The sequence below is a fragment of the Vreelandella sp. 162(4c) genome, assembly GCF_058152265.1.
On record NZ_CM176981.1, the window covers coordinates 1,496,222 to 1,515,729 of the forward strand.

The window sequence follows — 19,508 nt, forward strand, 5'->3', positions numbered from 1 at the left end:
CCCTTCGCTGGCAAAACAGCGCTGGCGGATTCTTTTCTAATGCTTATGCCTGGAGTGCGTTATGGCTGACCAATCTCGTCTATCGGTATATCTCGTGGCACTGGGTGCGTTTGCACTTGGGATGGCCTCTTATGTGACTGCGGGGCTAATTCCCCTCATCGAAGACGCCTTTAGTGTCTCTGCGGCCACGGCTGCTCAGTTAGTCACGGCATTCACCTTAGCCTATGGCTTAGGCTCGCCTGTCGTCGTTGCGCTACTACCTGGCAAGCACCAACGCCTGGGTTTACTACTAGCGTTAGCCGTTTTTATTGTGGCAAATATCGCCAGCGCACTAGCCAACAGTTTTATATCACTCTCGATATGGCGGGCGGTCGCTGGCGTTGGCGCAGGGGTTTACCTTGCCATGGGCATTGCCGCCTCAGCCGCCATAACGGCTGAAGCCCACCGCGGTAAAGCGATTGCCATCATTATGGGCGGTATGGCGAGCGGCACGGTACTGGGGGTGCCTATCAGCCTGTTGCTAGCAGAGCGTTTAGGTTGGGAGTCAGCGATGTGGCTTATTTCAGCACTTGGGTTAATCGCCTACGCGGGGCTACAGGTAAAACTACCTGCTCTTCCATCCGCACCAACGCTTTCACTTGTTCGCAAGCTCGCTATTTTGCGAAGCCCTCATGCCATGGCCATTCTGGCGGTTTCCTTATTGGGCGCTGTGGCCAGTTTGGGGATGTATACCTTTATTGCCCCGTTTATGGCGGCCACCGAGTCAGGTGCTGTTCAGTCAATTACCGGCTATTTATGGGTGTGGGGGATTGGCGGCGTCGTGGGCAGTTTTCTGATTGGGCCTCTGGTGGACAGGTTTATCGGCCCTGTGATTACCCTGGCGATTATGTTGCTGCTCTTTTTGGCGCTCATTGCTCTACCTTTCACGGCGTCGGTTCACCCACTGCTGACGTTACTTCCAATTGCGCTTTGGGGTGCTGTGGGCTGGGCGCTTCAAGTGCCACAAAACAATGAACTCGTTCGTGCACGCCAAGCCCACGGCGACGGTAACCTGGCGGTCGCACTCAATGAATCAGCGCTCTATTTAGGCAGTGCGATAGGCGCGGCGTTCGGGGGCGTTTTGCTGGCTTTCCACCTTCCCGTTTCGACATTAGCCATTGGCGCGGGGGTTATTGCCGCTGCAGGTGCAGCAACACAGCTAATCATCGTCATGCGCATGAAGCGCTAGATCAGTTAGTGCACGCCAAGTGGCACTCTTCATGCCCCTTGGCGGCTCTACATAGATCAGTCTTTTGCTTAACACCCAAACATCAGCGACCGGTGTGTAGAAAGCCCGGCCATGGCGCCATCAGCCACGGCAAAGGTGACCGACCCTGCGGCGCGGGCTACATCACCGCAGGCGAAAACACCGGGGATTGAAGTGGCCTGCATTGCATCGGTTTTAACAATGCAGCCCATGGGAGACTCCTCTAGCTCGCATCCCAATTGAGCTGCTAACGGGCTAAGGTGAATGCGCGGCGCGACAAATAAGCCCACCAATGGAAACACCCGACCATCCTGCATTACCAGCTCAACGCCAACCTCTGTTTGGGAGACTAGCCGTGCCGCTGCGCCATATTCGATATGAGTACCGCGCGCCTTAAGCTGAGCCAGTTGCTCAGCAGTGGGTTCAAAGGCATCGTTAACAAACAGCGTGGTTGCGCCCCAGTCGGGCAGCATCAAACCATGGTGCATCGCGAGTTCTGAGGTTGCCAGCACACCGATACCCTCTTTGCCCAGCTCATAGCCGTGGCAGTACGGGCAGTGGAAAACGCATTTTCCCCACTGCTCGGCGAGCCCCGGTAAGCCTGGAAGCTCATCGGTAACACCCGCGGCCAGAATAATGCGCCGTGCCTGATAGGTGCTGCCATCGGCCAGCGCCACCAAGAAATTATCAGCCGTCCCCGTTACTGCCTCCACCCGCCCCGTGCGCCACTCAACCGTTGGGTACTCCATCAGTTGGCTACGGGCCTCTGCTGCTATCTCTGCGGGTGGTGCACCATCCTGGGTTAAAAAACCATGGGAGTGAGAAGCAAAACGGTTACGGGGTTGTCCCGCATCTATCAGTAATATTTTCCGCCTTGCTCGGGCTAGCTGTAGCCCTGCCGCCATGCCTGCGTAGCTGCCACCGATAATCACTGCATCAAAACTCATTGCCCTTCCTCCGTGTACACCCAGTCTTTTAAGCCCATGGTGAATAAACTCATTTCATGTATCTTTTATTGATACATTAAAAAGCGTACAGAGGTCAATGGCAATGTTGAGAATGCCGATTAACGCTAATCGGGTTGGTGGTGAAGATTAAGGCGTCGGCAGCTGGTAGCCTTTGCGCGTCGCAATATCGTCAAACTGAGTGGCTAGTTCCGCCAGCGTGACCGCTCCCAAGCGGTCGATCAGTAGCGCTTCTGCTTCGCGCATGGCATCAAAAAGCGCCGCATTAACCACCTGCTCTACCGCGCAGTCCGGGTTATCACGGTCGGTGCCGATGGCGAAAATGCGCGGTCCGCCTACGGCGTTGTGTATATCCAGCAGCGTTACGCTGTGCAAATCACAGGCGATGCGCCAGCCGCCGTTGTGCCCCTTTTCAGACTTTACATAGCCCGCCTTACGAAGGCCCGCCATAGTGCGCCGCACCACGGCAGCATTGGTGCCCAGCATGGCGCCAATCTGCTCTGAAGTAATCGGTTGGGATTCCCGCGCGATGTGCAGCAGCACATGCAGCATACGAGAGAGGCGGCTATCTGTTCTCACGGGCAACAGTCAACTATTCAGAGGATAAACAAAGGAAAACAACGAAGCTGCACTTTAGCACACCCGCGAGCGGGGCTGGGAATGAACCCAACCAGGGCCACCGCACACGAACCTACACCTCGTTCGCCGTTATAAGGCAAACTATGCTCTCGCTCTCTATACTGGTGCTGAATCACTTTCACTGGCAGGGGATAAATGTCTGGCACGTCATTAGCCCCATTTAGCGCCTCCCATTGTCGTTACTTCCAGGCCACTTAAGGATGTTATGGGTCTTCACGAAATCGCTGTCGGTGGCATCTACTTAAGCCCTCTGTTGATCTACGCGCTGATCGGCTTTGTGGCTACGCTGACCATTCGTTCACTACTGCACTGGGTGGTCGGCGAGTACGCGCTCTGGTACGAGGCGTGGTTCGACATTTCATTATTTGTCATCCTCACCGCTGCCACCACGTTCATTTTTACTGTTTTGCTTCAAAGCCCTTAAGACAGCCCTTGAGAGAATCGCCGATGCGCCCTTCGCTCCGTATTTTGCTCACCCTCGTTATTGTCGCCATTGCCGTTGCCGCCGGTGCATGGCTATGGCACTACTACCTCTATACCCCCTGGACTCGTGACGCTCGGGTTCATGCGGAAGTGGTGACGATTGCCCCCGATGTCTCTGGCTGGGTACGCACACTTGAAGTCGTGGACACCGACCATGTTGCCCAAGGCGATACGCTGTTTGAGATCGATAACACGCGTTACCAAGCGGCGGTGGACAGCGCCCAGGCCACGGTTGACCATCGCCAGGCAACCCTGGAGCTAAGCCGCGCCGAGGAGAGTCGACGTAACCAGTTGAGCAACAATCGTGCGATTAGCGCAGAAAACCAGCAGATTGCCCAGATCAACTCGCGCATTGCCGCCGCCGATTTACAGCAGGCTCAAGCGGAGCTGGCCAGTGCCCAGCTTGATTTAGCGCGCACCCAAATAACCGCGCCGGTAAGCGGCCATATCCTCAATGTCCACCTTACCGCTGGCACTTACGCTAATCGCGGCACGCCGGTGATGGCGCTGATCGCGGATGATTCCTTCTATGTCGTGGGTTATTTCGAAGAGACCAAAATGACGTCGATCGACATGGGCGATCCGGTAGATGTGATTCTGATGAACGGCGACACCCATCTGGCGGGCCGGGTGGCGGGTATTGGCCGAGGCATTGCCGATAGCAACACAACCCTTAACCAGCAGCTGCTACCGCAAGTGGAGCCCACCTTTAGCTGGGTGCGCTTGGCGCAGCGTATTCCGGTGCGCATTACACTAGAAGACGTTCCTGATGACACCCTGCTGAGCGTCGGCATGACAGCAACCGTGCGCGTCCGCCCTGCTAAAAACGCTGCCGAACAGTCTGAGTAACCCATGTCGCCGTTTGTTAGCACCTACCTGACGCCCAACGCTACGGCGGTCAAGTTTGCGATCAAGACCACCCTGGCAATGATGCTCGCGCTCTATATCGCGCTGATGTTCGACTTGGAGCGCCCCTACTGGGCGCTGATCTCGGCGGCATTTCTACAGATTCGCCCCATGAGTGGCATGGTGGTCGAGAAAGGTATCTGCCAACTTGGCGGCACCTTGATTGGCGCCTTGGCGGGTATCGCGATCATGGCCCTATTCGCCCAGGCCCGCGTACCTGCGCTTATCGTGCTTACCGCTTGGATTATGCTATGCACTTACGTGGGCTCGCTGTGGCGTAATAACTACACCTACGGCTGTCTGATGGCCTCCGTAACGGCCATGCTGATTGTGGTCATCTCCAGCGGCAGCACGCCCGCCGGGATCTTCGATATCGCCGTGGCGCGCCTTACCGAACTGGGGCTGGGCGCCATCTGCGCCATGCTGGTCAGCTCGCTGCTCTGGCCATCCCATGTGGGCGCCCACCTTGCCACTCAGGCCGACAGCGTGATCAACGAAGCCTTCGAGCATGCCGCCCTGCGCTTAGAAGCCAGCGACGATATTCCAGCGATGCAGAAAGCCCTGCGCAGCAGCCTCGTGCCGTTAACCCTGCTGGAAACCGATAGCCAGGCCGCCCGCTTTGAAGGCCCGGTAGGCCCCGGCCGAGTTCGGGCAGCCCATGTACTAACCCGCCGCACGCTGCGCTTTTTCGCCAATCTGCAGGCGCTTCATCAACTGATGCACGACCACGCTGACCGGCTCGCCCCACAAAGTATCGAACTCGCGGGCGAGGTCGCAAAAGGCTTTCGCGATGCTGAACACGTCAAAGGGGTCATTGAGGCCAGAAAAGCTCTCCAGTCGCTACGCCACCGGGTTCATGAAAGCGAGGAAGAGGCCAGCTTAGCTCCCCTCGATCGACGTCTGCGGTTGGGGCTACGTGAATCGATCGGCCACGCCATGATCATGCTCGATGCCCAGGAGGCGATTGCCTCGCCGGAGAGCCATAAACTGCGCTCATCGCCACTGGCCTGGCACCGCGATCGCCTCGCCGCCGGTATTAACGCCATTCGCTCAGGGCTAGTATTTTCGCTACTGGCGACTTTCTGGATCGTCACCGCCTGGCAGAGCGCCATGATCGCGATGATGCTGGGCACACTGTTTTCCGCCTTTTTCGCCAGCCGTGACAATCCCCTCGCCATCACCATGATGTTTTATAAAGGTATGCTGGCGGCGATTCCTAGCGCTTTTCTGTTCGGCCATGTATTGCTCTCCCAGGCCAACGGTTTTCCGATGCTAGCAATGCTGTTTGGTACACCGCTGTTCTTAGGACTATTAGGTGCCACTAACCTAGCCACCATGGGCTACTGCCTAGCCTTCACTATCTTCAATATTCTGCTAACCATGCCCGGCAACGGCATGGATTTCTCGTTCGACAGTTTTGCCAACCGGGTGGTGGCCGTAGTGATTGGGCTAAGCTGCGTGGTAATGGGCTTTCGTCTACTGCCGGGGCTGGGCACCCGACTTCGGCGGCGACGTTTAATCAATGCGATTTCCACCGATATCCATGAGCTAAGCCAGCGCTCGATTCGCGACGCCGAAACCCGCTTCAGCGGCCACATGGCGGATCGGCTTCTGCAACTGGCGCAGCATGACGACATGCTACCCGAAGACCAACGCCACCTGTTTATTCTTGGTTTGACCGGGTTGGATGTTGGCACCGCTACGCTGCGCCTGCGTGATCGGCTTGATGATGCACCGCACCCGCGAATTCGCGAGGCGCATCGCCACCTACTAGACACGCTAGCTGGCGGGTTTGAAGAGAGCGCCAACGGGTGCCAGCCACAAGGAATTCGCGAAGCAGGCCAGCAGTTGGAAGAGGCAATAGAGGCTTACGGCGACGTGCCCGCTGACCGCCGTGTACTGTTGGAAGGCTTGGTTGAGCGACTCGAATTGGCTCTGGAGCGCCTTGCGCGCATCATGGCGGAGCGGCCACAGATTAAGTCTGTGCATAAAGCCCCGAACGCTCCCGTGCTAAAAAAATAAGTGTCCGCTCATGGAATTACCAGAGTAAAGCGCTAGTGAACTAGCTGCTTGTATCGCTACTGCCCCCGTCGATCAACCATGGGCGCATGCTGAGCCATCAACTCCACGACCCAATCGATAAACACGCGCAGCTTGGCGCTTACGTGCCGATTTGGTGGAAAAGCGACGTACATCGGCATTGGATCGAGATGCCAACCATCAAATATGCGAACCAGCTCCCCGCGAGATACGTGCTCACTGGCCATGTAGTCAGGAAGCCAGACTACGCCGAGCCCCGCCAGACCCGCTGCAAGCCCAGCGTTCCCATCATCGACCGAGATCACATAACGCCCCTGCACGGTGACACGCTCTTCGTTGCGGTGCAGGGCATAGGGAAAGGCCAAGCCAGAACGTGCCCAGCGGAAACCAACAATGTAGTGAGGCGGGAACGACAGTTCTTGTGGGTGCGAAGGAGTACCAGCTCTCTCCAGATAGCTCGGTGAAGCGTAAACACCCAGCGTCAGATCGCCCACGCGACGCGCCATCAACGATAGGTCGGTAAGCTCACCGCCACGCACCACGCAGTCCACGCTTTCACCGATCAGATCCACCATGCGATCACTTACCCCCATATCGATTTGAATATCGGGATAACGGGCGTGAAACTCAGGCAAAGCGGAAATCAGGATCATGCGTGCAAAAGGGCTGGGGACATCCACTCTTAGTCGACCCCGGGGCAATACCGAGGCGTTGGACAAGCTGGTTTCAGCATCATCCATATCAGCCAGAAGCTTGATAACGCGTTCGTAGTAGGCGGCGCCGTCAGCCGTTACGTTCACCTTGCGCGTGGTGCGGTTGAGCAGCTTTACCCGTAGCCGTACCTCTAGTTGTTGCACGAGTTGCGTCACGCTGGTTTTGCTCATGTGAAGTGTTTCAGCTGCCTTGGTAAAGCTGCCCGTTTCCACGACCCGAGCAAAAGCCTGCATTGCGTTAAAACGATCCATGAGGGTGCCAAACACCTTTGATTGTTTGAAATATACAAACAATGTTGAACAGAATTCGCCGTTTATCTACCAAAAATGGAGGTCTAAAGTGACTTCATCGTAAACAACGGGTCGGTTTCGACCTACTGATGGAGATTCACATGGCTAAGCGTGACGCTGTTTTCCCCTCCGGCCGCCAGGCACTTTATGACCAGAATACCTATTCCGCCGCTGTTCGCTCGGGCGATTTTCTGTTTGTCTCGGGCCAAGTGGGCAGCCGTGAGGACGGCTCGCCCGAGCCAGATTTTGCTGCTCAGGTGCAGCTTGCTTTCGACAACCTACAGAGAGTACTGGAAGCAGCGGGCGCAAGCTTTGACGATATCGTCGATGTGACGAGCTTTCATACTGACCCGGAGGCCCAATTCCCTATCTGGCTGGAAGCCAAGGCGCGTGCGTTTCCGGAAAAACCTTACCCAAACTGGACAGCGGTCGGCGTGACATGGCTGGCAGGTTTCGATTTTGAAATCAAGGTCATTGCCAGACTACCCGAGTAATCAAATGCCATGTGGCACAAGCGCCTATTCGCAGGGACATCGCTGCATGGTTACTGGCTGCCTCGATAGTTTTCTGACAGCGCAGCCTGTTTAGCTGCGCTTGGCATACGTCCGGGTGGCCTATTTGAGTGGATCCGTCTGATTTTCTCCCGCCTTTCAACTCAACGTTAGCAAGATGCTGAAGGTATTCACCCGCCCCTGCAGGATCAGGCAAGTTTTGCGCAAGGGTTGGCAAGCCCTGCCGCCGTGGAATTGTTAAAAAGTAAAGGTCAGCGCAGCCGTTCAGGGGCCTCACCAACGAAGCGGTTCGAGCTGCGCGACTATCGATGTCCATATTGATGACATTGAATCCTAATGATAGGCGGAGTGTATAACAGTGAAAACATCAGGAAACACCATTCTCATCACCGGCGGTGGCTCCGGCATTGGCCGTGAGCTTGCTCTACGCTTTAACGCGCTGGGCAACACCGTCATCGTCGCTGGACGACGCATGGAAACGCTGGAGGAAACCATTGCCGGTCACCAAAATATGCACGCGATGGTCGTCGATGTAGAGGATCCGCGAGCAATTGTGGCCTTTGCTGAGCGTGTCATCGCCGAGCACCCCCGCCTTAACGTGCTGATCAACAATGCGGGTATCATGCGCCGCGAGGACTTGACCAGTACCCATGACCTCATTGATGCCGAACAAACGGTCGTCACCAATCTGCTTGGGCCTATCCGGCTGACCAACGCACTGACCGACCACCTGACAAGCCAGCCAGACGCGACGATCGTGAACGTATCGTCCGGGTTGGCGTTTGTGCCGTTAAGCGGCACGCCCACCTACAACGCCACCAAGGCGGCCATTCACTCCTATACGATTTCGCTCCGCGAACAGCTCAAGGGCAAGGTCGAGCTTATCGAACTGGCACCTCCCGCCGTGCAGACGGAACTGACACCAGGCCAGTCGACCCGCGAAGGCTATATGCCGCTCGATGACTTTATCGACGAAGTCATGACGCTTTTCCACGAAAAACCCACGCCCAAGGAAATACTGGTGGAAAACGTCAACTTCCTGCGCTGGGCGGAACGCGACGGACACTTCGATGAAGCGGTGGAGATGCTCAGTCAATTTTGAACGGCACGGCTTCACTACGACTGACGGGCTACCCCGGATCAAAACTGCCAATTGGCCGGAACCCAGGCATAGCCGTTGTCGGTCTTGAGCATTCGGCCAATGCCCGGGAAGGGAAAGTGGAAGCCGAGAACGGGTAGCCTGTCTGCCGCGGCCATATCGAAGATCCGGCGGCGCGAGGCGAGTGCCGTTTCCTTGTCACGATCCGGCCCGGGCAGCCATGAGTGATCAATATTGACGATAGGATGATAGGCAAGATCAGCGGTCAGCAGTAGCTGATCCTTCCCGGAGTGGACAAGGAAGTTCGCCATGCCGGGGGTGTGGCCCAGTGCCGGAAGCGTGGTCAAGCCAGGAACGATTTCTGTGCCAGCTTCGTACAATTCGATATCGCCGGTGACCGGCGTGAGGCTCTGCCGGATGGCTGTGGCGAAATGGCGGCGAAAATCCTCGGGTACCGGCATGTAGGAAAGATCCGGATCGTTAGTGATGAAGAAGTCCCAATCGGCACGGGGCGCAAAGACTGTTGCCCGCGGAAATGCCTTGCCACCATCGGCCGTTCGCAGGTTGCCGACATGATCCGGGTGCGTGTGCGAGATAACCACAATGTCGATATCATCGGGCCGTAAACCGATAGCGGCCAGATTATCGAAGATGCGACCGCCTAGCGACCCCATGGTCTGCCCGGCACCAGCTTCGAGAAGAATTCGCCGGCCATTCGTTTCAATAAGAAGGGTATTGAGATTCAGCGTCATGTGGTCGGTCGGCAGGAAGGCTTGCCTCAACACCTCCTCAAGTTCCGCCTCCGACGCATCGCTGGCGTAAACCTGCGGTGGGCCGCCTATCAGCCCATCGCTCAACACGGTGGCAGAGATGTCGCCGACGCGAAAACGATAATAGCCGACATTGCCACTCGCATTTATACCCTGAGCCGTAGATGACGCGGTGGAAGCCTGCTGTGCAAAGGCTATGCCGCTGGCCGGCAAGATCACCCCCGCCGCTACCGACGCCGCTGTCAGCATCACCTGCCGACGATTCACTGTTATTCCGCTCATATGTCCACCCTGTTCGAGTCACTGATTGCTCTGCAGTACTTGTTTTCAGCGCCGGCCAAGACCAGGGGTAACCAAAACCGAGTCATTGCGACGCGCTTTTAAAGGATGACCCAGAACAGGCATGCGGATAAGCTAACGAAAACGGATCAGCTTATTAAGCAGGGCTTTGCAATGAGCCAACTACGCCTTGACAGCTTAGAGATATTTGAAGATGTGGTGCGCTGCGGTGGCTTTAGAGCCGCTGCCCTTGGCAGGGGCGTGTCATCGTCCGCCATTAGCCAGTCGATCAGCGCACTTGAGGAAGCGCTGAGCATTCGGCTGCTGAACCGAACGACACGTAGCGTCGCGCCCACTGAAGCAGGCGAACAGCTTCTTGAGCGACTTGGACCCGCTCTTCATGACATCAGAACAGCGATCGACGATCTCAATCAGCTTCGAGAACGCCCATCTGGCAGCGTGCGGATCAATGCCCCAGGGCCAGCGGCCGACCATGTGCTGTGCCCATTGGCCTTTGAATTCATGAAAATGTATCCCGATGTCAATGTTGAGATCGTCAGTGATGCTGCGATCGTCGATATTGTGAAGCAGGGCTTCGACGCTGGCGTGCGCTTCGGGAATCAACTCGCCCAAGACATGATCGCCATGCCCCTGGGCCCCTCCTTGCGATATGCCATCGTGGCCTCGCCCGATTATCTTCGCGAGCGTGGTCGGCCCGACTCACCGCGCGATCTCTTGCAGCATGACTGTATTCGCCGCCGTTTCCCCGGCGGCACCATGGTAACGTGGACATTCGAGAAGGACGGCGATGAAGTGGAGATCACGCCGCAAGGCCGGTTGACGCTGAGTTCAGCGCACCACGAACGCCAGGCGGCGATCGCGGGATCAGGAATCGCTCATCTGTTTGAGGACTATGTCCTCGCCGATCTCGAACAGGGCAGCGTTATTGAATTGCTCAGCGACTGGAAGAAGAAGCTGCCGAGTTGGTATCTGTATTATCCGAACAGGCGGCATACCAGCGCGGCCATGCGGGCCTTCCTCGACTATATCCGCCATCGTGAATGGCCTCCTGTCAGCAACTAATGCTTCACAGGCTATGCTTGCTTATTCATTTAAACCAATAGCAAAGTAAAAAATAACCGCCCCCCTTAAACGTCGATGGTTTTAATAATGTTGGTGGGATTACCCCCTACCACAACATTATCTGGCACATCTTTAATAACGACGGCCCCCGACGCGATAACAACGTTATTACCTACACTAACACCTGGGTTAATGATGGCACCGCCACCAATCCAGACGTTATTTCCAAACGTAATCGGCTTTGCGTACTCTTTGCCCGAATTACGCTCACGCGGATCCAAGGGGTGCGTGGCCGTATAAATCTGCACATTCGGCCCAAGCATGCAGTTATCACCAAATCGTATTTCACAAACATCCAGCAGTGTGCAGTCGAAGTTTGCAAAGAAGTTTTCACCGACATGGATATTATATCCATAATCCAGTCGAATATTTGGCTCTACATGAAGGCACTTCCCCGTAGAACCAAATAAATCTTTTAACGCTTTCAAGCGCTGAGCATCGGTTTCCAACACTTGATTGTATTGCCAAACCTTGCGCTTTGTTTCCTCATGCTCTTTTCGCAATACCGGATCAGCAGGGTTATAGAGCTCTCCTGCTAGCATCTTGTCTTTTTCCGATCGCATTATTCGCCTTTCTTGCTAGAACTCTATGTTAATCACCCCCAACCGGTATTGTCTCGCTCCGGTTCGGAATCAAGCGGTGCAGCCAGTTCAAGATATCATCGACACCACTGTAGGCAACGGGAATCACCAGCAGACTCAAAAACATCAACGTGACCAGCCCACCAATGACCGCGACGGCCAGGGTGCCCAGAAGCTGGATCACCCTCCTCCCTTGAGCTCAGTGAGAGTTGATCATGTAAAGTGATCGTTTTACACTACTCACATGGATACTAAAACAAAGCTTATTTCAGCAGCAGAGCAGCTATTCGACCGGCACGGCTTTACCGCCACCGGGATGGACAAGCTAACCAAGGCGGCTGGCATGTCGAGCCGAACGCTCTACAAGCATGCGGGTAGTAAAACGGCGCTAATAACGGATGTGCTCAAAGAGCGCCATCGACGGTTCCTGCCGCTCATCGAAGTAGACAACGTTGATGCGCTCTTCGACGCGCTGGAAGAATGGATAAGGAGCGAGAGCGCAAGAGGATGCCTTTTTCTGCGCGCTTACGGCGAAACCGGCGGCGACACGCCGGCAATCACTGAGGCCGTGCTGGCTCACAAGGCAAGGCTTTATGAGAAGATCCAGGATATTGTCGCGATAGAAACCGATGGCCAGGAGATGTCGGAACTCGCCGAGCAGGTCCTTATTCTTTACGAAGGCGCCACCGCGGCCGCGATATACCGTGGCCCGGAGGCGATAGCCTCGGCACACAAAGCCGCATCAGCACTGCTCAAGCAGGCACGATCATGAGCCCCAGCGTGTACCTCGGTGCGTCGGGGTTTGGCCTGATTGCGGTGTGCTATGGTTTTGCACGCTTCGCCTTCGGGCTCTTTCTGCCCCAGATCGACACTGACCTTGCTCTTACGCCCACCTTGAGTGGCTTTATCTCAGGTGGATCTTTTCTGGGCTACTGTGTCGCCATCATTTTATCGGCGTACCTGACCGAACGGATCGGCGCCCGCGCCGTTGCCATCGGGGCGGCGCTGGTCGCGACCGTCGGCATGGCAGGCATCGCCATGGCGCCCTCCCCCGTATTGCTCGCCAGCGCGGTCATGCTGGCAGGCTCCAGTACGGGGCTAGCATCGCCGCCCATGGCAGCAGCGGTGGCCGCCGCCGTCCGCCCTGGACGGCAAAGTGCCACCAACACGATCATTAATGCCGGAACGAGTGCCGGTGTGGTGCTTTCCGGGCCAGTCGCGTTACTGATGGGAGGTCAATGGCGGTTAGCGTTCGCGTGTTTTGCAGTGGCAGCTTTTGTGATGGCGGTAGTTGCCGCGCTCAGCGTACCCAGCGGCATCAAAGCGACCCAGACCTCGGGTGGCTTGCCACCCTTTAGCAGCGTTGTTATGCGCTTGATCGCGGCTGCTTTTCTGATGGGCGCGTCCAGCACTGCTATTTGGTCTTTCGGCGGCAAACTCGTCGCGCTGCAGCTTGGCTGGGGCAATACTGGCGCAGGGCTGCTTTGGATTGCCATCGGTGCAGCCGGTATTGTGGGCGCAGGCGCAGGCACGTTAGTGGCGCGCTTCGGGATCGACCGGGTGCATTGGCTTTTTCTGGGGGCATTGGCAGCAGGCATTCTTTTGGTTGGTACCAGCGCCACCACTCCCCTACTGGCAATCGTCGGTGGCATGCTGTTCGGTGCTGCTTACATCATGGTAACAGGTGTCTATCTGGTATGGGGCGTCACGGCATTGCCCGACCGGCCCGCCACAGGTCTGATGATTGGCTTCCTGACCATCGCGATCGGCCAGACGGCTGGCGCCCCACTCTTTGGCTTTTTGATGGATCGGCTGACCCCCGACTACGCTGTGCTGGTCTTCGCATGCATTGCCTTTACCGCGGGGCTGGCAAGGGCCGGCAGCGCCATACCCAAGCCCGCCCCAAAAGCCACCTAGTCAACACAAGAGGTAGGTCGCCTAATAGCGGGGTTACTGGCCATACATCGACAATAACGAGGCAGCGTTAACACTCCTGACACAACACGTTGAAGCAGCCATCAAGAGCTGCTCGACGGGTATGTTCAGCTATTCGCCGCCGTACTCAAGCCACACAGTGTTTTACCGCTAGAAACGTTAAAACAACGCTGCATTGGACTGATCGACGCAGGCTGGGTGGCACATGCCGATTATCAGAGTAGATACACGCCCCTTTCTTGCCAACACCGAACTTATTGCACGTCCACATTTGCAGTGTCGGTGGCTTCGTAAAGTGGGCGTAATGCCTCTTCCCGGGCGGCACCTCCTACGCCGTCATTCACCAAGGCTTCGGCATTATTTTCAAGATATTGTCTAACTCCTTCGCTTTCAGCAACAACCTGAAAGTCGCGAAGTGAAGCCATCAGTTGTGGTGTTAATTGGTCAAGTTGGGGACGGATATCTTCGGCAAGGTCTGGCGGGGATTCAAAGGGAGGCTGCTCTGTTTGCCTCCATTGTTCATGGAGCCGGTGCTGGATAACCTTGCTTGCCTCAAACTGATGTTTGAAAAACGTCTGGGCAAAGGCCTCATTGATACCCGCCCGGGTGGCTTCAGCCACGACCCTCTCTAGAATTTGCGCTTCTCGTGCGGGAGCATCAATAGGATCACCGGAGTTCCATTTAGCCTTTGCAACATCGGGTGCAATAGCAAGCCGCTCATCAACCAACCGAAGCAGCTGATCCACCGTCTGTCTGACGTCGTTGGAAGGTTCGGCGGCACGGGCCTGATATCCAACACCGAGTACCAGCGCCACCAGGAGAATGGCGCACAACATGACACGCAGGGAAGCAAGAGAGATCGTTCTTAGAGTGACCATCATGACCATCCATAGCTAGTTAGAGTGAATTCAATTTTTCTGTTTGAGACGTGCCAAAGTTTAGCAAAAGGCATACTGACCAACATGCTTACGCATTCAATGGGACGCAAAGGTCACGCTGTGGTAACCGTTAACGGCGATACTCTATGTTCGATAGATCTCCGAGCTCGCAGAGCGTCCTGTTTCGGCGGCTTCTGAAACAGCCGCCCATATTCACGGGTAAACTGGGGCACGCTCTCGTAGCCCACTTCAAAAGCAGCACTACTCGCTGAGAATCCTTCATTGAGCATCAAGCGGCGCGCTTCAATCAGGCGAAGTCGCTTCTGGTACTGCCCCGGCGTGAGCGACGTCATGTGCTTAAAGTGCTTGTGAAACGAGGTGCTACTCATTCCCGCTTCTGCCGCAAGTCGCTCAATGGGCACACGCGACTGATACTCAGCTCTGAGTACCGTAATGGCGGCGGCAAGACGGCTTGCATGGCTGTCCGGGTCTGCCAGCGTCCGCAAAGCATTACTGTGAGGCCCAGACAGGAGCCAATAGTGCAGCTCCCGCATGATTCCTGGGCTCAAGAGCGGCGCCGCTTCCGGGCGATCCAACAGGTGCATCAGCCGTGATGCGCAATCGAGCAGTGCGGCTTCGGTGTCGACGGCGAATAGCGTAGGCATCTCTGAAGAGCGCTGCGGGCGGGGGGTATCGATATGGGCCGTGAGTTCGCGCAAGAGCGCCACCTCCAGTTCGACAGCGATCGCCAGATAGGGCTCGCTCTGGCTTGCTTGCACGACCCGTCCGATGACCGGCATGTCAGCACTAACGAGGACGGACTTCCCGCTAGAAAAAACCCGCTCCTCATTCCCCACTATCAAGCGCTTCGCACCCTGCAGAACCAGGCATATCAGCGGCCTGTAAACCGAATGCAGGTCGCCAGATGGCGCCTTGAGGCACATCATTCGTAACCCCGGCACCGGGGTTAGCGCCATACCACGGTTGTCGGCGTAGCGGCTGGTATAAGCCCGGACAGCCTGTTTGAGCGAGTTCATAGGATTCCTCCCGCATTTCAGCTGGAACTTATCATGAAGGGATGGCATGAGGGGATGGTTTCAAACAGCGGTCTCACCCCACCCGACTTTGCGCTCGCGAAGCATCAAAGCTCCAAACGCCTGGGCCTGCGGCACTAATATAGAGAAAGATGAAGCAATAAAGCATGGCCGCTTCACCGTGGTTGAGAACAGGAAAAAAACTGTTCGAGCTGTGCGCGATAAAGTAGGCAAATGCCATTAAACCAGAAAGTAAGAAAGCCGTTGGTCGCGAGAACAGACCCATTAATAGCAACAACCCGCCCACTACCTCCAGGATGCCAGCGGTATAAAGCATGGGGTTAAGGGGATACTCGAAAGGGGCGGGCCAGCTGAAAAGCTTCATCGTCCCATGTGTCAGGAAAGACCCAGCGGCAAAGATTCGCAGAACGCTGAGAAAGTACGGAGCCAATTTGCTCAAGCGGTGCATTGGTAGTGTCGGCATATTGTCCTCGCTCTATGCTAGAGATTACGGTGCCGGGCTAACTAAGCTCTGCGGCGACAACGAGGATGGTAGGTGATGGTTGTGTCCATGATATGCCGTAGTTTTGGTTATTTTGTAGCAAACTGTGCCACTAAAGCTAAATCACAATAAACAATGTGATGAGTTTGCCTTGCCATATTGGGTATGGGTTACTGGAGTGTCAGGGCAAGAAACAGGCTATTTCGGTGAGTGAGCACTTTGCACGGATCGTGAAGCTTTTTTGAGTCGCCAGATACGCTCTTTTCGCACTGGCGCTGCGTCTACACTGCCTTCCCTGGGAAGCGAGATGATGGCTTGCATACCGGCTTCGCCATTGAAAAACGAGATATCTCCCCCATGCTGCCGCGCGACTGCGCGCACTATCGAGAGGCCGAGACCGATGCCTCCGGTCTGTCTGTTTCGCGACGTTTCAAGCCGGACAAAAGGTGCGAAAACCTTCTCTTTCATGTCGTCCGGAATCCCCGGCCCACGGTCTTCAACGACGATATCAACCGTGGAAGGAGTCTCCCGAAGAGACACTTTTGCCTCACCCCCATAACGCACCGCGTTCTCGACCAGATTTCTTAACGCGCGGCGAAGGCTATCTGGTCGACAACGGTACTTCATCTTAACGCTCTCGACATGGGTGACCGGATGTCCCAGATCAGCGTGGTCGTCACAAATACTCCCCACAAGCGCTTCCAGATCAATGGTGCGCGTTTCCTCTTTAATCGACTCTCCACGCGCAAACGAAATCGCGGCTTCCGTCATCGACTGCAGCTCGTCAATCGTCACTATCATTTTGCGCTGGATATCTTCGTCGTTAACGAATTCGGCTCTTAACCGAAGCGAGGTCAGCGGCGTCCGTAAATCATGGCCAATCGCTGCAAGCATCTTCGTCCGATCCTCTACGAAACGATGTAGACGGCTTTGCATCTTATTGAAGGATTGAGCTGTGCGCCTGATCTCTTCTGGCCCCTCTTCCAACAATGGCGGCAGGTTTTGCCCTCGCCCTAAAGCTTCAGCGGCTGTGGCCAGATTTCGTAGTGGTTGAGCGATACGGCTTGCTATAAAAATGCTGATCAAAGCGAGCATGATAGCAGTAAGCCCAAGCGAAATCAGAGGCTTGGATGTCCACAAACTACCTTTATCGTGCTGGTAAAAGGCCGCATTCAACCAACGCCCGTCACCCAGTTGCGCCTTGTACCCATACCCAAGACTGCCTGAAAATTGGAGCACCTTGGTTGGCTGCGACAGCATCCACAAATAGGGCGTTGGAGTCCACCATGGGTCATCGGCGTTTGCAGTGGCCACTTCGTCGACGTTCGGTAATTTCGGATGGGGAGAGCCAGCCCATCCTAATGTTCCGTTTGGATCGACGGCGCTATCCAAAGGCCGGGAAAGCTGGGAGAGGGCCGCTAATCTCCAGGCATTAGGATCCGCAGGGTCGCTGTCGGTCAACCAGTATCTTAAATAACTGCCTTCACTTGCGCGCAGAGCCTGCTCTCTCAATGGCGGCGATAGCGATTCCACCAAGCGGGTCACTGATGACGCTCGGCTGATAAATTCAGCTTTTACCCCTGCATCGAACTTTTTGGTGTACTCATCCATGGAAATCAGGAAGGTAAGCGCCTGGGAGACGATTAACGCCGCTAGCGTCAGCCCGATGATTTGTATAGCCAAGCTTTTACGCCAAAGACGAATCATTCGAACACGACCTCAATACACAGGCTGTAGCCACCGCCCCAATGGGTTTTGATGATCGACGGATTCTTGGCATTCTCCTCAATCTTCTTTCGCAGACGGCTAACTTGGTTATCAATGCTGCGGTCAAAGATGTCGGCTGTCCTCCCAACCGTCAGATCAAGAAGCTGCTCTCGGCTGAGTATTAACCCAGGTCGCTCAATGAAAACCTTGAGAAGACGAAATTCCGCTGTACTGAGAGGAATGCCAACACCATCGTCACCGAAGATCTCCTGGCGCCCTAAATCGAGTTTCCAATGTCCGATGCGCACTATCCTACGATTGAGAATTGTACCCACCGGCGTAGAACTGGTAGCACGACGGAGGACGGCTCTAATTCGAGCAAGAAGCTCACGCGGATTGAATGGCTTAACCAGGTAATCGTCCGCGCCAAGCTCGAGACCGACGATACGATCTGTATCTTCGGCCATCGCAGTCAGAAATATGATAGGAACATCTCCGGATGCCCGAACCTCCCGGCATAGCGAGATACCGTCCTCACCGGGCATCATGACATCGAGAATGATCAGGTCGACCGTCTGTCGCGCGAGGATTCGTCGTAGGGTTGCCCCCCCTTCCGCTACGCTGACCTTGTAACCTTGATGCTCGAGATACTCCCGCACCAGATCCCGTATATCATTATGATCGTCAACGACGACTACATGTGTGGCCTCGTGCATTGCCCTAACCTCCGCGCCGTAAACCTGAAACTCTCGTCAGCCGATATCTGGCCTGTCTTCTTAGCCAGTTCATCATAGAGTCGCGCCGCCTTCGCCAACCCCGACTTCACTTAAATCATTGACGGGATCCTAGGAACTCCACCGTGCGCTTCTGGATTAGTTACGGCATAGGCGGCATAGAGGGTCGAGAGCGCTCCGGGCGAGACGTGATGCAGAGCATAATCAATACGATCAATTTGTCACTTAAGTGTGCCGTACTGATACCAAATTGTAGCAAAGTGTCCCCCAAAGGAGGCGAGTTGGATGGACGCCCCCTTTTCAGTTCCACTTGTGACTTCAGAATCGACCAAATAGAGCGAATCTATCTGTTTCCTTGCCGCATTCAGGTTGAACTTAGCATGATGTCGAAGGCCTTCGTCGCCCCCCTGCAGGAAAAGGCAAGGTTTGCGCAGGTGCTGGCAAGTATTGTCTCCATCAAGTTGTTAAAAAAGATAACGCAGCCTTGGCCGAAGCCAACTGCTGTCTCTAAGGCAATCGAGAAGAGCCAACAACCCTGCCATGTTACGACCCGAAATGAGGCCAAGGAGAAACACCCATGACAGCATTTACGATCAACGGACGCGCGGTAGACGTCACCGCCGAGCCGGGTACACCGCTTCTCTGGGTGATCCGGGAGCAACTGAAACTCACCGGCACCAAGTTCGGCTGCGGCGTCGCACAATGCGGTGCGTGCATGCTGCATGTGGATGGTGAGCCGGTGCGTGCCTGTGTTTTCCCGTTATCTGGCGCCGAAGGCAGATCCATCACCACGATCGAAGGGTTGTCCGAAGATGGCTCGCACCCCGTCCAGCAGGCCTGGGTGGAACTGGACGTCCCGCAATGCGGCTACTGCCAGTCGGGTCAGATCATGAGCGCCGCTGCGCTTCTGGCGCGCAATCCGCACCCTACCGATGCGCAGATCGATGACGCAATGAGCGGCAATCTTTGCCGCTGCGGCACCTATGTGCGCATCCGGGCGGCCATACACCGTGTCGCCGAAAGCTAACCGGCACCGTATCACCTCAAGGCT

The 19,508-nt window shown here is 55.7% G+C and carries 22 protein-coding genes; 11 read left to right on the forward strand and 11 right to left on the reverse strand.

What is annotated here, in order from left to right; genetic code table 11:
• The first annotated feature begins 61 nt into the window (after window positions 1–61).
• Window positions 62–1,228, forward strand: a complete 1,167-nt coding sequence (locus AC4EYZ_RS06705; RefSeq protein ID WP_009286866.1) for an MFS transporter — start codon at window positions 62–64, stop codon at window positions 1,226–1,228.
• Between the two features lie 68 nt (window positions 1,229–1,296).
• Here the strand turns inward: AC4EYZ_RS06705 and AC4EYZ_RS06710 are convergent, their stop codons facing one another.
• Both AC4EYZ_RS06710 and AC4EYZ_RS06715 read right to left on the reverse strand, forming a co-directional pair.
• The gene (locus AC4EYZ_RS06710; protein ID WP_141439839.1) at window positions 1,297–2,193 is read right to left on the reverse strand and encodes an NAD(P)/FAD-dependent oxidoreductase; all 897 of its coding nucleotides are present in this window, start codon (window positions 2,191–2,193) and stop codon (window positions 1,297–1,299) included.
• 147 nt (window positions 2,194–2,340) lie between these two features.
• On the reverse strand, window positions 2,341–2,790 hold the full coding sequence (locus AC4EYZ_RS06715) for an Rrf2 family transcriptional regulator (protein ID WP_027957229.1): 450 nt from the start codon (window positions 2,788–2,790) through the stop codon (window positions 2,341–2,343).
• Between the two features lie 265 nt (window positions 2,791–3,055).
• Here AC4EYZ_RS06715 and AC4EYZ_RS06720 point away from each other — a divergent pair, with 265 nt between their 5' ends.
• Genes AC4EYZ_RS06720 through AC4EYZ_RS06730 form a run of 3 tightly spaced genes read left to right on the forward strand, consistent with a single transcriptional unit; the run spans window position 3,056 to window position 6,261 of the window.
• Window positions 3,056–3,274, forward strand: coding sequence for a DUF1656 domain-containing protein (locus tag AC4EYZ_RS06720; protein WP_022519635.1), 219 nt, complete (start codon window positions 3,056–3,058; stop codon window positions 3,272–3,274).
• Window positions 3,275–3,297: 23 nt separating this feature from the next.
• Entirely contained in the window at window positions 3,298–4,182 is an 885-nt protein-coding gene (locus AC4EYZ_RS06725; RefSeq protein ID WP_474191650.1) for an efflux RND transporter periplasmic adaptor subunit, read from the forward strand.
• 3 nt (window positions 4,183–4,185) lie between these two features.
• Entirely contained in the window at window positions 4,186–6,261 is a 2,076-nt protein-coding gene (locus AC4EYZ_RS06730; protein ID WP_474191649.1) for an FUSC family protein, read from the forward strand.
• A 56-nt stretch (window positions 6,262–6,317) separates the two neighbouring features.
• Here the strand turns inward: AC4EYZ_RS06730 and AC4EYZ_RS06735 are convergent, their stop codons facing one another.
• A complete protein-coding gene (locus AC4EYZ_RS06735) occupies window positions 6,318–7,244 on the reverse strand; it encodes a LysR family transcriptional regulator (RefSeq protein WP_474191648.1) in 927 nt (308 codons plus the stop codon).
• A 140-nt stretch (window positions 7,245–7,384) separates the two neighbouring features.
• On the opposite strand from AC4EYZ_RS06735, the gene AC4EYZ_RS06740 reads away from it, so the two are divergent.
• The gene (locus AC4EYZ_RS06740) at window positions 7,385–7,777 is read left to right on the forward strand and encodes a RidA family protein (RefSeq protein WP_022519639.1); all 393 of its coding nucleotides are present in this window, start codon (window positions 7,385–7,387) and stop codon (window positions 7,775–7,777) included.
• A 376-nt stretch (window positions 7,778–8,153) separates the two neighbouring features.
• Entirely contained in the window at window positions 8,154–8,897 is a 744-nt protein-coding gene (locus AC4EYZ_RS06745; protein WP_474191647.1) for an SDR family oxidoreductase, read from the forward strand.
• 38 nt (window positions 8,898–8,935) lie between these two features.
• On the opposite strand, the gene AC4EYZ_RS06750 is transcribed toward AC4EYZ_RS06745, so the two are convergent.
• Window positions 8,936–9,946, reverse strand: coding sequence for an MBL fold metallo-hydrolase (locus AC4EYZ_RS06750; RefSeq protein WP_212751654.1), 1,011 nt, complete (start codon window positions 9,944–9,946; stop codon window positions 8,936–8,938).
• A gap of 171 nt (window positions 9,947–10,117) precedes the next feature.
• Between AC4EYZ_RS06750 and AC4EYZ_RS06755 the strand changes: the two genes are divergently transcribed.
• Window positions 10,118–11,026: a LysR family transcriptional regulator gene (locus AC4EYZ_RS06755; RefSeq protein ID WP_138799681.1), complete on the forward strand. Its 909-nt coding sequence runs from the start codon at window positions 10,118–10,120 to the stop codon at window positions 11,024–11,026.
• 65 nt (window positions 11,027–11,091) lie between these two features.
• On the opposite strand, the gene AC4EYZ_RS06760 is transcribed toward AC4EYZ_RS06755, so the two are convergent.
• Both AC4EYZ_RS06760 and AC4EYZ_RS06765 read right to left on the reverse strand, forming a co-directional pair.
• Window positions 11,092–11,649 carry a sugar O-acetyltransferase gene (locus AC4EYZ_RS06760; RefSeq protein ID WP_138799680.1) on the reverse strand — a complete coding sequence of 186 codons (558 nt, stop codon included), beginning with the start codon at window positions 11,647–11,649 and terminating at the stop codon, window positions 11,092–11,094.
• Window positions 11,650–11,677: 28 nt separating this feature from the next.
• Entirely contained in the window at window positions 11,678–11,851 is a 174-nt protein-coding gene (locus AC4EYZ_RS06765; RefSeq protein WP_022519644.1) for a hypothetical protein, read from the reverse strand.
• 60 nt (window positions 11,852–11,911) lie between these two features.
• Between AC4EYZ_RS06765 and AC4EYZ_RS06770 the strand changes: the two genes are divergently transcribed.
• Together AC4EYZ_RS06770 and AC4EYZ_RS06775 are read left to right on the forward strand one after the other, a co-directional pair.
• The gene (locus AC4EYZ_RS06770; RefSeq protein WP_474192827.1) at window positions 11,912–12,439 is read left to right on the forward strand and encodes a TetR/AcrR family transcriptional regulator; all 528 of its coding nucleotides are present in this window, start codon (window positions 11,912–11,914) and stop codon (window positions 12,437–12,439) included.
• Window positions 12,436–13,584: an MFS transporter gene (locus AC4EYZ_RS06775; protein WP_474192826.1), complete on the forward strand. Its 1,149-nt coding sequence runs from the start codon at window positions 12,436–12,438 to the stop codon at window positions 13,582–13,584. The genes AC4EYZ_RS06770 and AC4EYZ_RS06775 overlap by 4 nt, the downstream gene beginning before the upstream one ends.
• 272 nt (window positions 13,585–13,856) lie before the next feature.
• Here AC4EYZ_RS06775 and aroQ read toward each other — a convergent pair whose 3' ends face one another.
• The 5 genes from aroQ to AC4EYZ_RS06800 form a co-directional block, all read right to left on the reverse strand.
• Window positions 13,857–14,480, reverse strand: coding sequence for a gamma subclass chorismate mutase AroQ (gene aroQ, locus AC4EYZ_RS06780; protein WP_490204185.1), 624 nt, complete (start codon window positions 14,478–14,480; stop codon window positions 13,857–13,859).
• Window positions 14,481–14,593: 113 nt separating this feature from the next.
• Window positions 14,594–15,517: an AraC family transcriptional regulator gene (locus AC4EYZ_RS06785; RefSeq protein WP_490204186.1), complete on the reverse strand. Its 924-nt coding sequence runs from the start codon at window positions 15,515–15,517 to the stop codon at window positions 14,594–14,596.
• 73 nt (window positions 15,518–15,590) lie between these two features.
• Entirely contained in the window at window positions 15,591–15,998 is a 408-nt protein-coding gene (locus AC4EYZ_RS06790) for a DoxX family protein (RefSeq protein WP_022519649.1), read from the reverse strand.
• A 216-nt stretch (window positions 15,999–16,214) separates the two neighbouring features.
• Complete coding sequence (locus tag AC4EYZ_RS06795; RefSeq protein ID WP_474192849.1) at window positions 16,215–17,699, reverse strand: ATP-binding protein; 1,485 nt, start codon at window positions 17,697–17,699, stop codon at window positions 16,215–16,217.
• Between the two features lie 20 nt (window positions 17,700–17,719).
• Window positions 17,720–18,439 (reverse strand): response regulator, encoded by a 720-nt coding sequence (locus tag AC4EYZ_RS06800; protein WP_474192850.1) that lies wholly within the window; start codon window positions 18,437–18,439, stop codon window positions 17,720–17,722.
• A gap of 299 nt (window positions 18,440–18,738) precedes the next feature.
• Here AC4EYZ_RS06800 and AC4EYZ_RS06805 point away from each other — a divergent pair, with 299 nt between their 5' ends.
• Both AC4EYZ_RS06805 and AC4EYZ_RS06810 read left to right on the forward strand, forming a co-directional pair.
• The gene (locus AC4EYZ_RS06805; RefSeq protein ID WP_474192851.1) at window positions 18,739–19,038 is read left to right on the forward strand and encodes a hypothetical protein; all 300 of its coding nucleotides are present in this window, start codon (window positions 18,739–18,741) and stop codon (window positions 19,036–19,038) included.
• Entirely contained in the window at window positions 19,035–19,484 is a 450-nt protein-coding gene (locus tag AC4EYZ_RS06810) for a (2Fe-2S)-binding protein (protein ID WP_039858865.1), read from the forward strand. The genes AC4EYZ_RS06805 and AC4EYZ_RS06810 overlap by 4 nt, the downstream gene beginning before the upstream one ends.
• The last annotated feature ends 24 nt before the right edge of the window (window positions 19,485–19,508 follow it).

Excerpts from the sequence above, each read along its gene's own strand:
- AC4EYZ_RS06705 (WP_009286866.1), top strand. The coding sequence starts at position 62 with ATGGCTGACCAATCTCGTCTATCGGTATATCTCGTGGCACTGGGTGCG.
- AC4EYZ_RS06710 (WP_141439839.1), bottom strand. The coding sequence starts at position 2,193 with ATGAGTTTTGATGCAGTGATTATCGGTGGCAGCTACGCAGGCATGGCG.
- AC4EYZ_RS06720 (WP_022519635.1), top strand. The coding sequence starts at position 3,056 with ATGGGTCTTCACGAAATCGCTGTCGGTGGCATCTACTTAAGCCCTCTG.
- AC4EYZ_RS06725 (WP_474191650.1), top strand. The coding sequence starts at position 3,298 with ATGCGCCCTTCGCTCCGTATTTTGCTCACCCTCGTTATTGTCGCCATT.
- AC4EYZ_RS06730 (WP_474191649.1), top strand. The coding sequence starts at position 4,186 with ATGTCGCCGTTTGTTAGCACCTACCTGACGCCCAACGCTACGGCGGTC.
- AC4EYZ_RS06735 (WP_474191648.1), bottom strand. The coding sequence starts at position 7,244 with ATGGATCGTTTTAACGCAATGCAGGCTTTTGCTCGGGTCGTGGAAACG.
- AC4EYZ_RS06740 (WP_022519639.1), top strand. The coding sequence starts at position 7,385 with ATGGCTAAGCGTGACGCTGTTTTCCCCTCCGGCCGCCAGGCACTTTAT.
- AC4EYZ_RS06750 (WP_212751654.1), bottom strand. The coding sequence starts at position 9,946 with ATGAGCGGAATAACAGTGAATCGTCGGCAGGTGATGCTGACAGCGGCG.
- AC4EYZ_RS06755 (WP_138799681.1), top strand. The coding sequence starts at position 10,118 with ATGAGCCAACTACGCCTTGACAGCTTAGAGATATTTGAAGATGTGGTG.
- AC4EYZ_RS06760 (WP_138799680.1), bottom strand. The coding sequence starts at position 11,649 with ATGCGATCGGAAAAAGACAAGATGCTAGCAGGAGAGCTCTATAACCCT.
- AC4EYZ_RS06770 (WP_474192827.1), top strand. The coding sequence starts at position 11,912 with ATGGATACTAAAACAAAGCTTATTTCAGCAGCAGAGCAGCTATTCGAC.
- AC4EYZ_RS06775 (WP_474192826.1), top strand. The coding sequence starts at position 12,436 with ATGAGCCCCAGCGTGTACCTCGGTGCGTCGGGGTTTGGCCTGATTGCG.
- aroQ (WP_490204185.1), bottom strand. The coding sequence starts at position 14,480 with ATGGTCACTCTAAGAACGATCTCTCTTGCTTCCCTGCGTGTCATGTTG.
- AC4EYZ_RS06785 (WP_490204186.1), bottom strand. The coding sequence starts at position 15,517 with ATGAACTCGCTCAAACAGGCTGTCCGGGCTTATACCAGCCGCTACGCC.
- AC4EYZ_RS06790 (WP_022519649.1), bottom strand. The coding sequence starts at position 15,998 with ATGCCGACACTACCAATGCACCGCTTGAGCAAATTGGCTCCGTACTTT.
- AC4EYZ_RS06800 (WP_474192850.1), bottom strand. The coding sequence starts at position 18,439 with ATGCACGAGGCCACACATGTAGTCGTCGTTGACGATCATAATGATATA.
- AC4EYZ_RS06810 (WP_039858865.1), top strand. The coding sequence starts at position 19,035 with ATGACAGCATTTACGATCAACGGACGCGCGGTAGACGTCACCGCCGAG.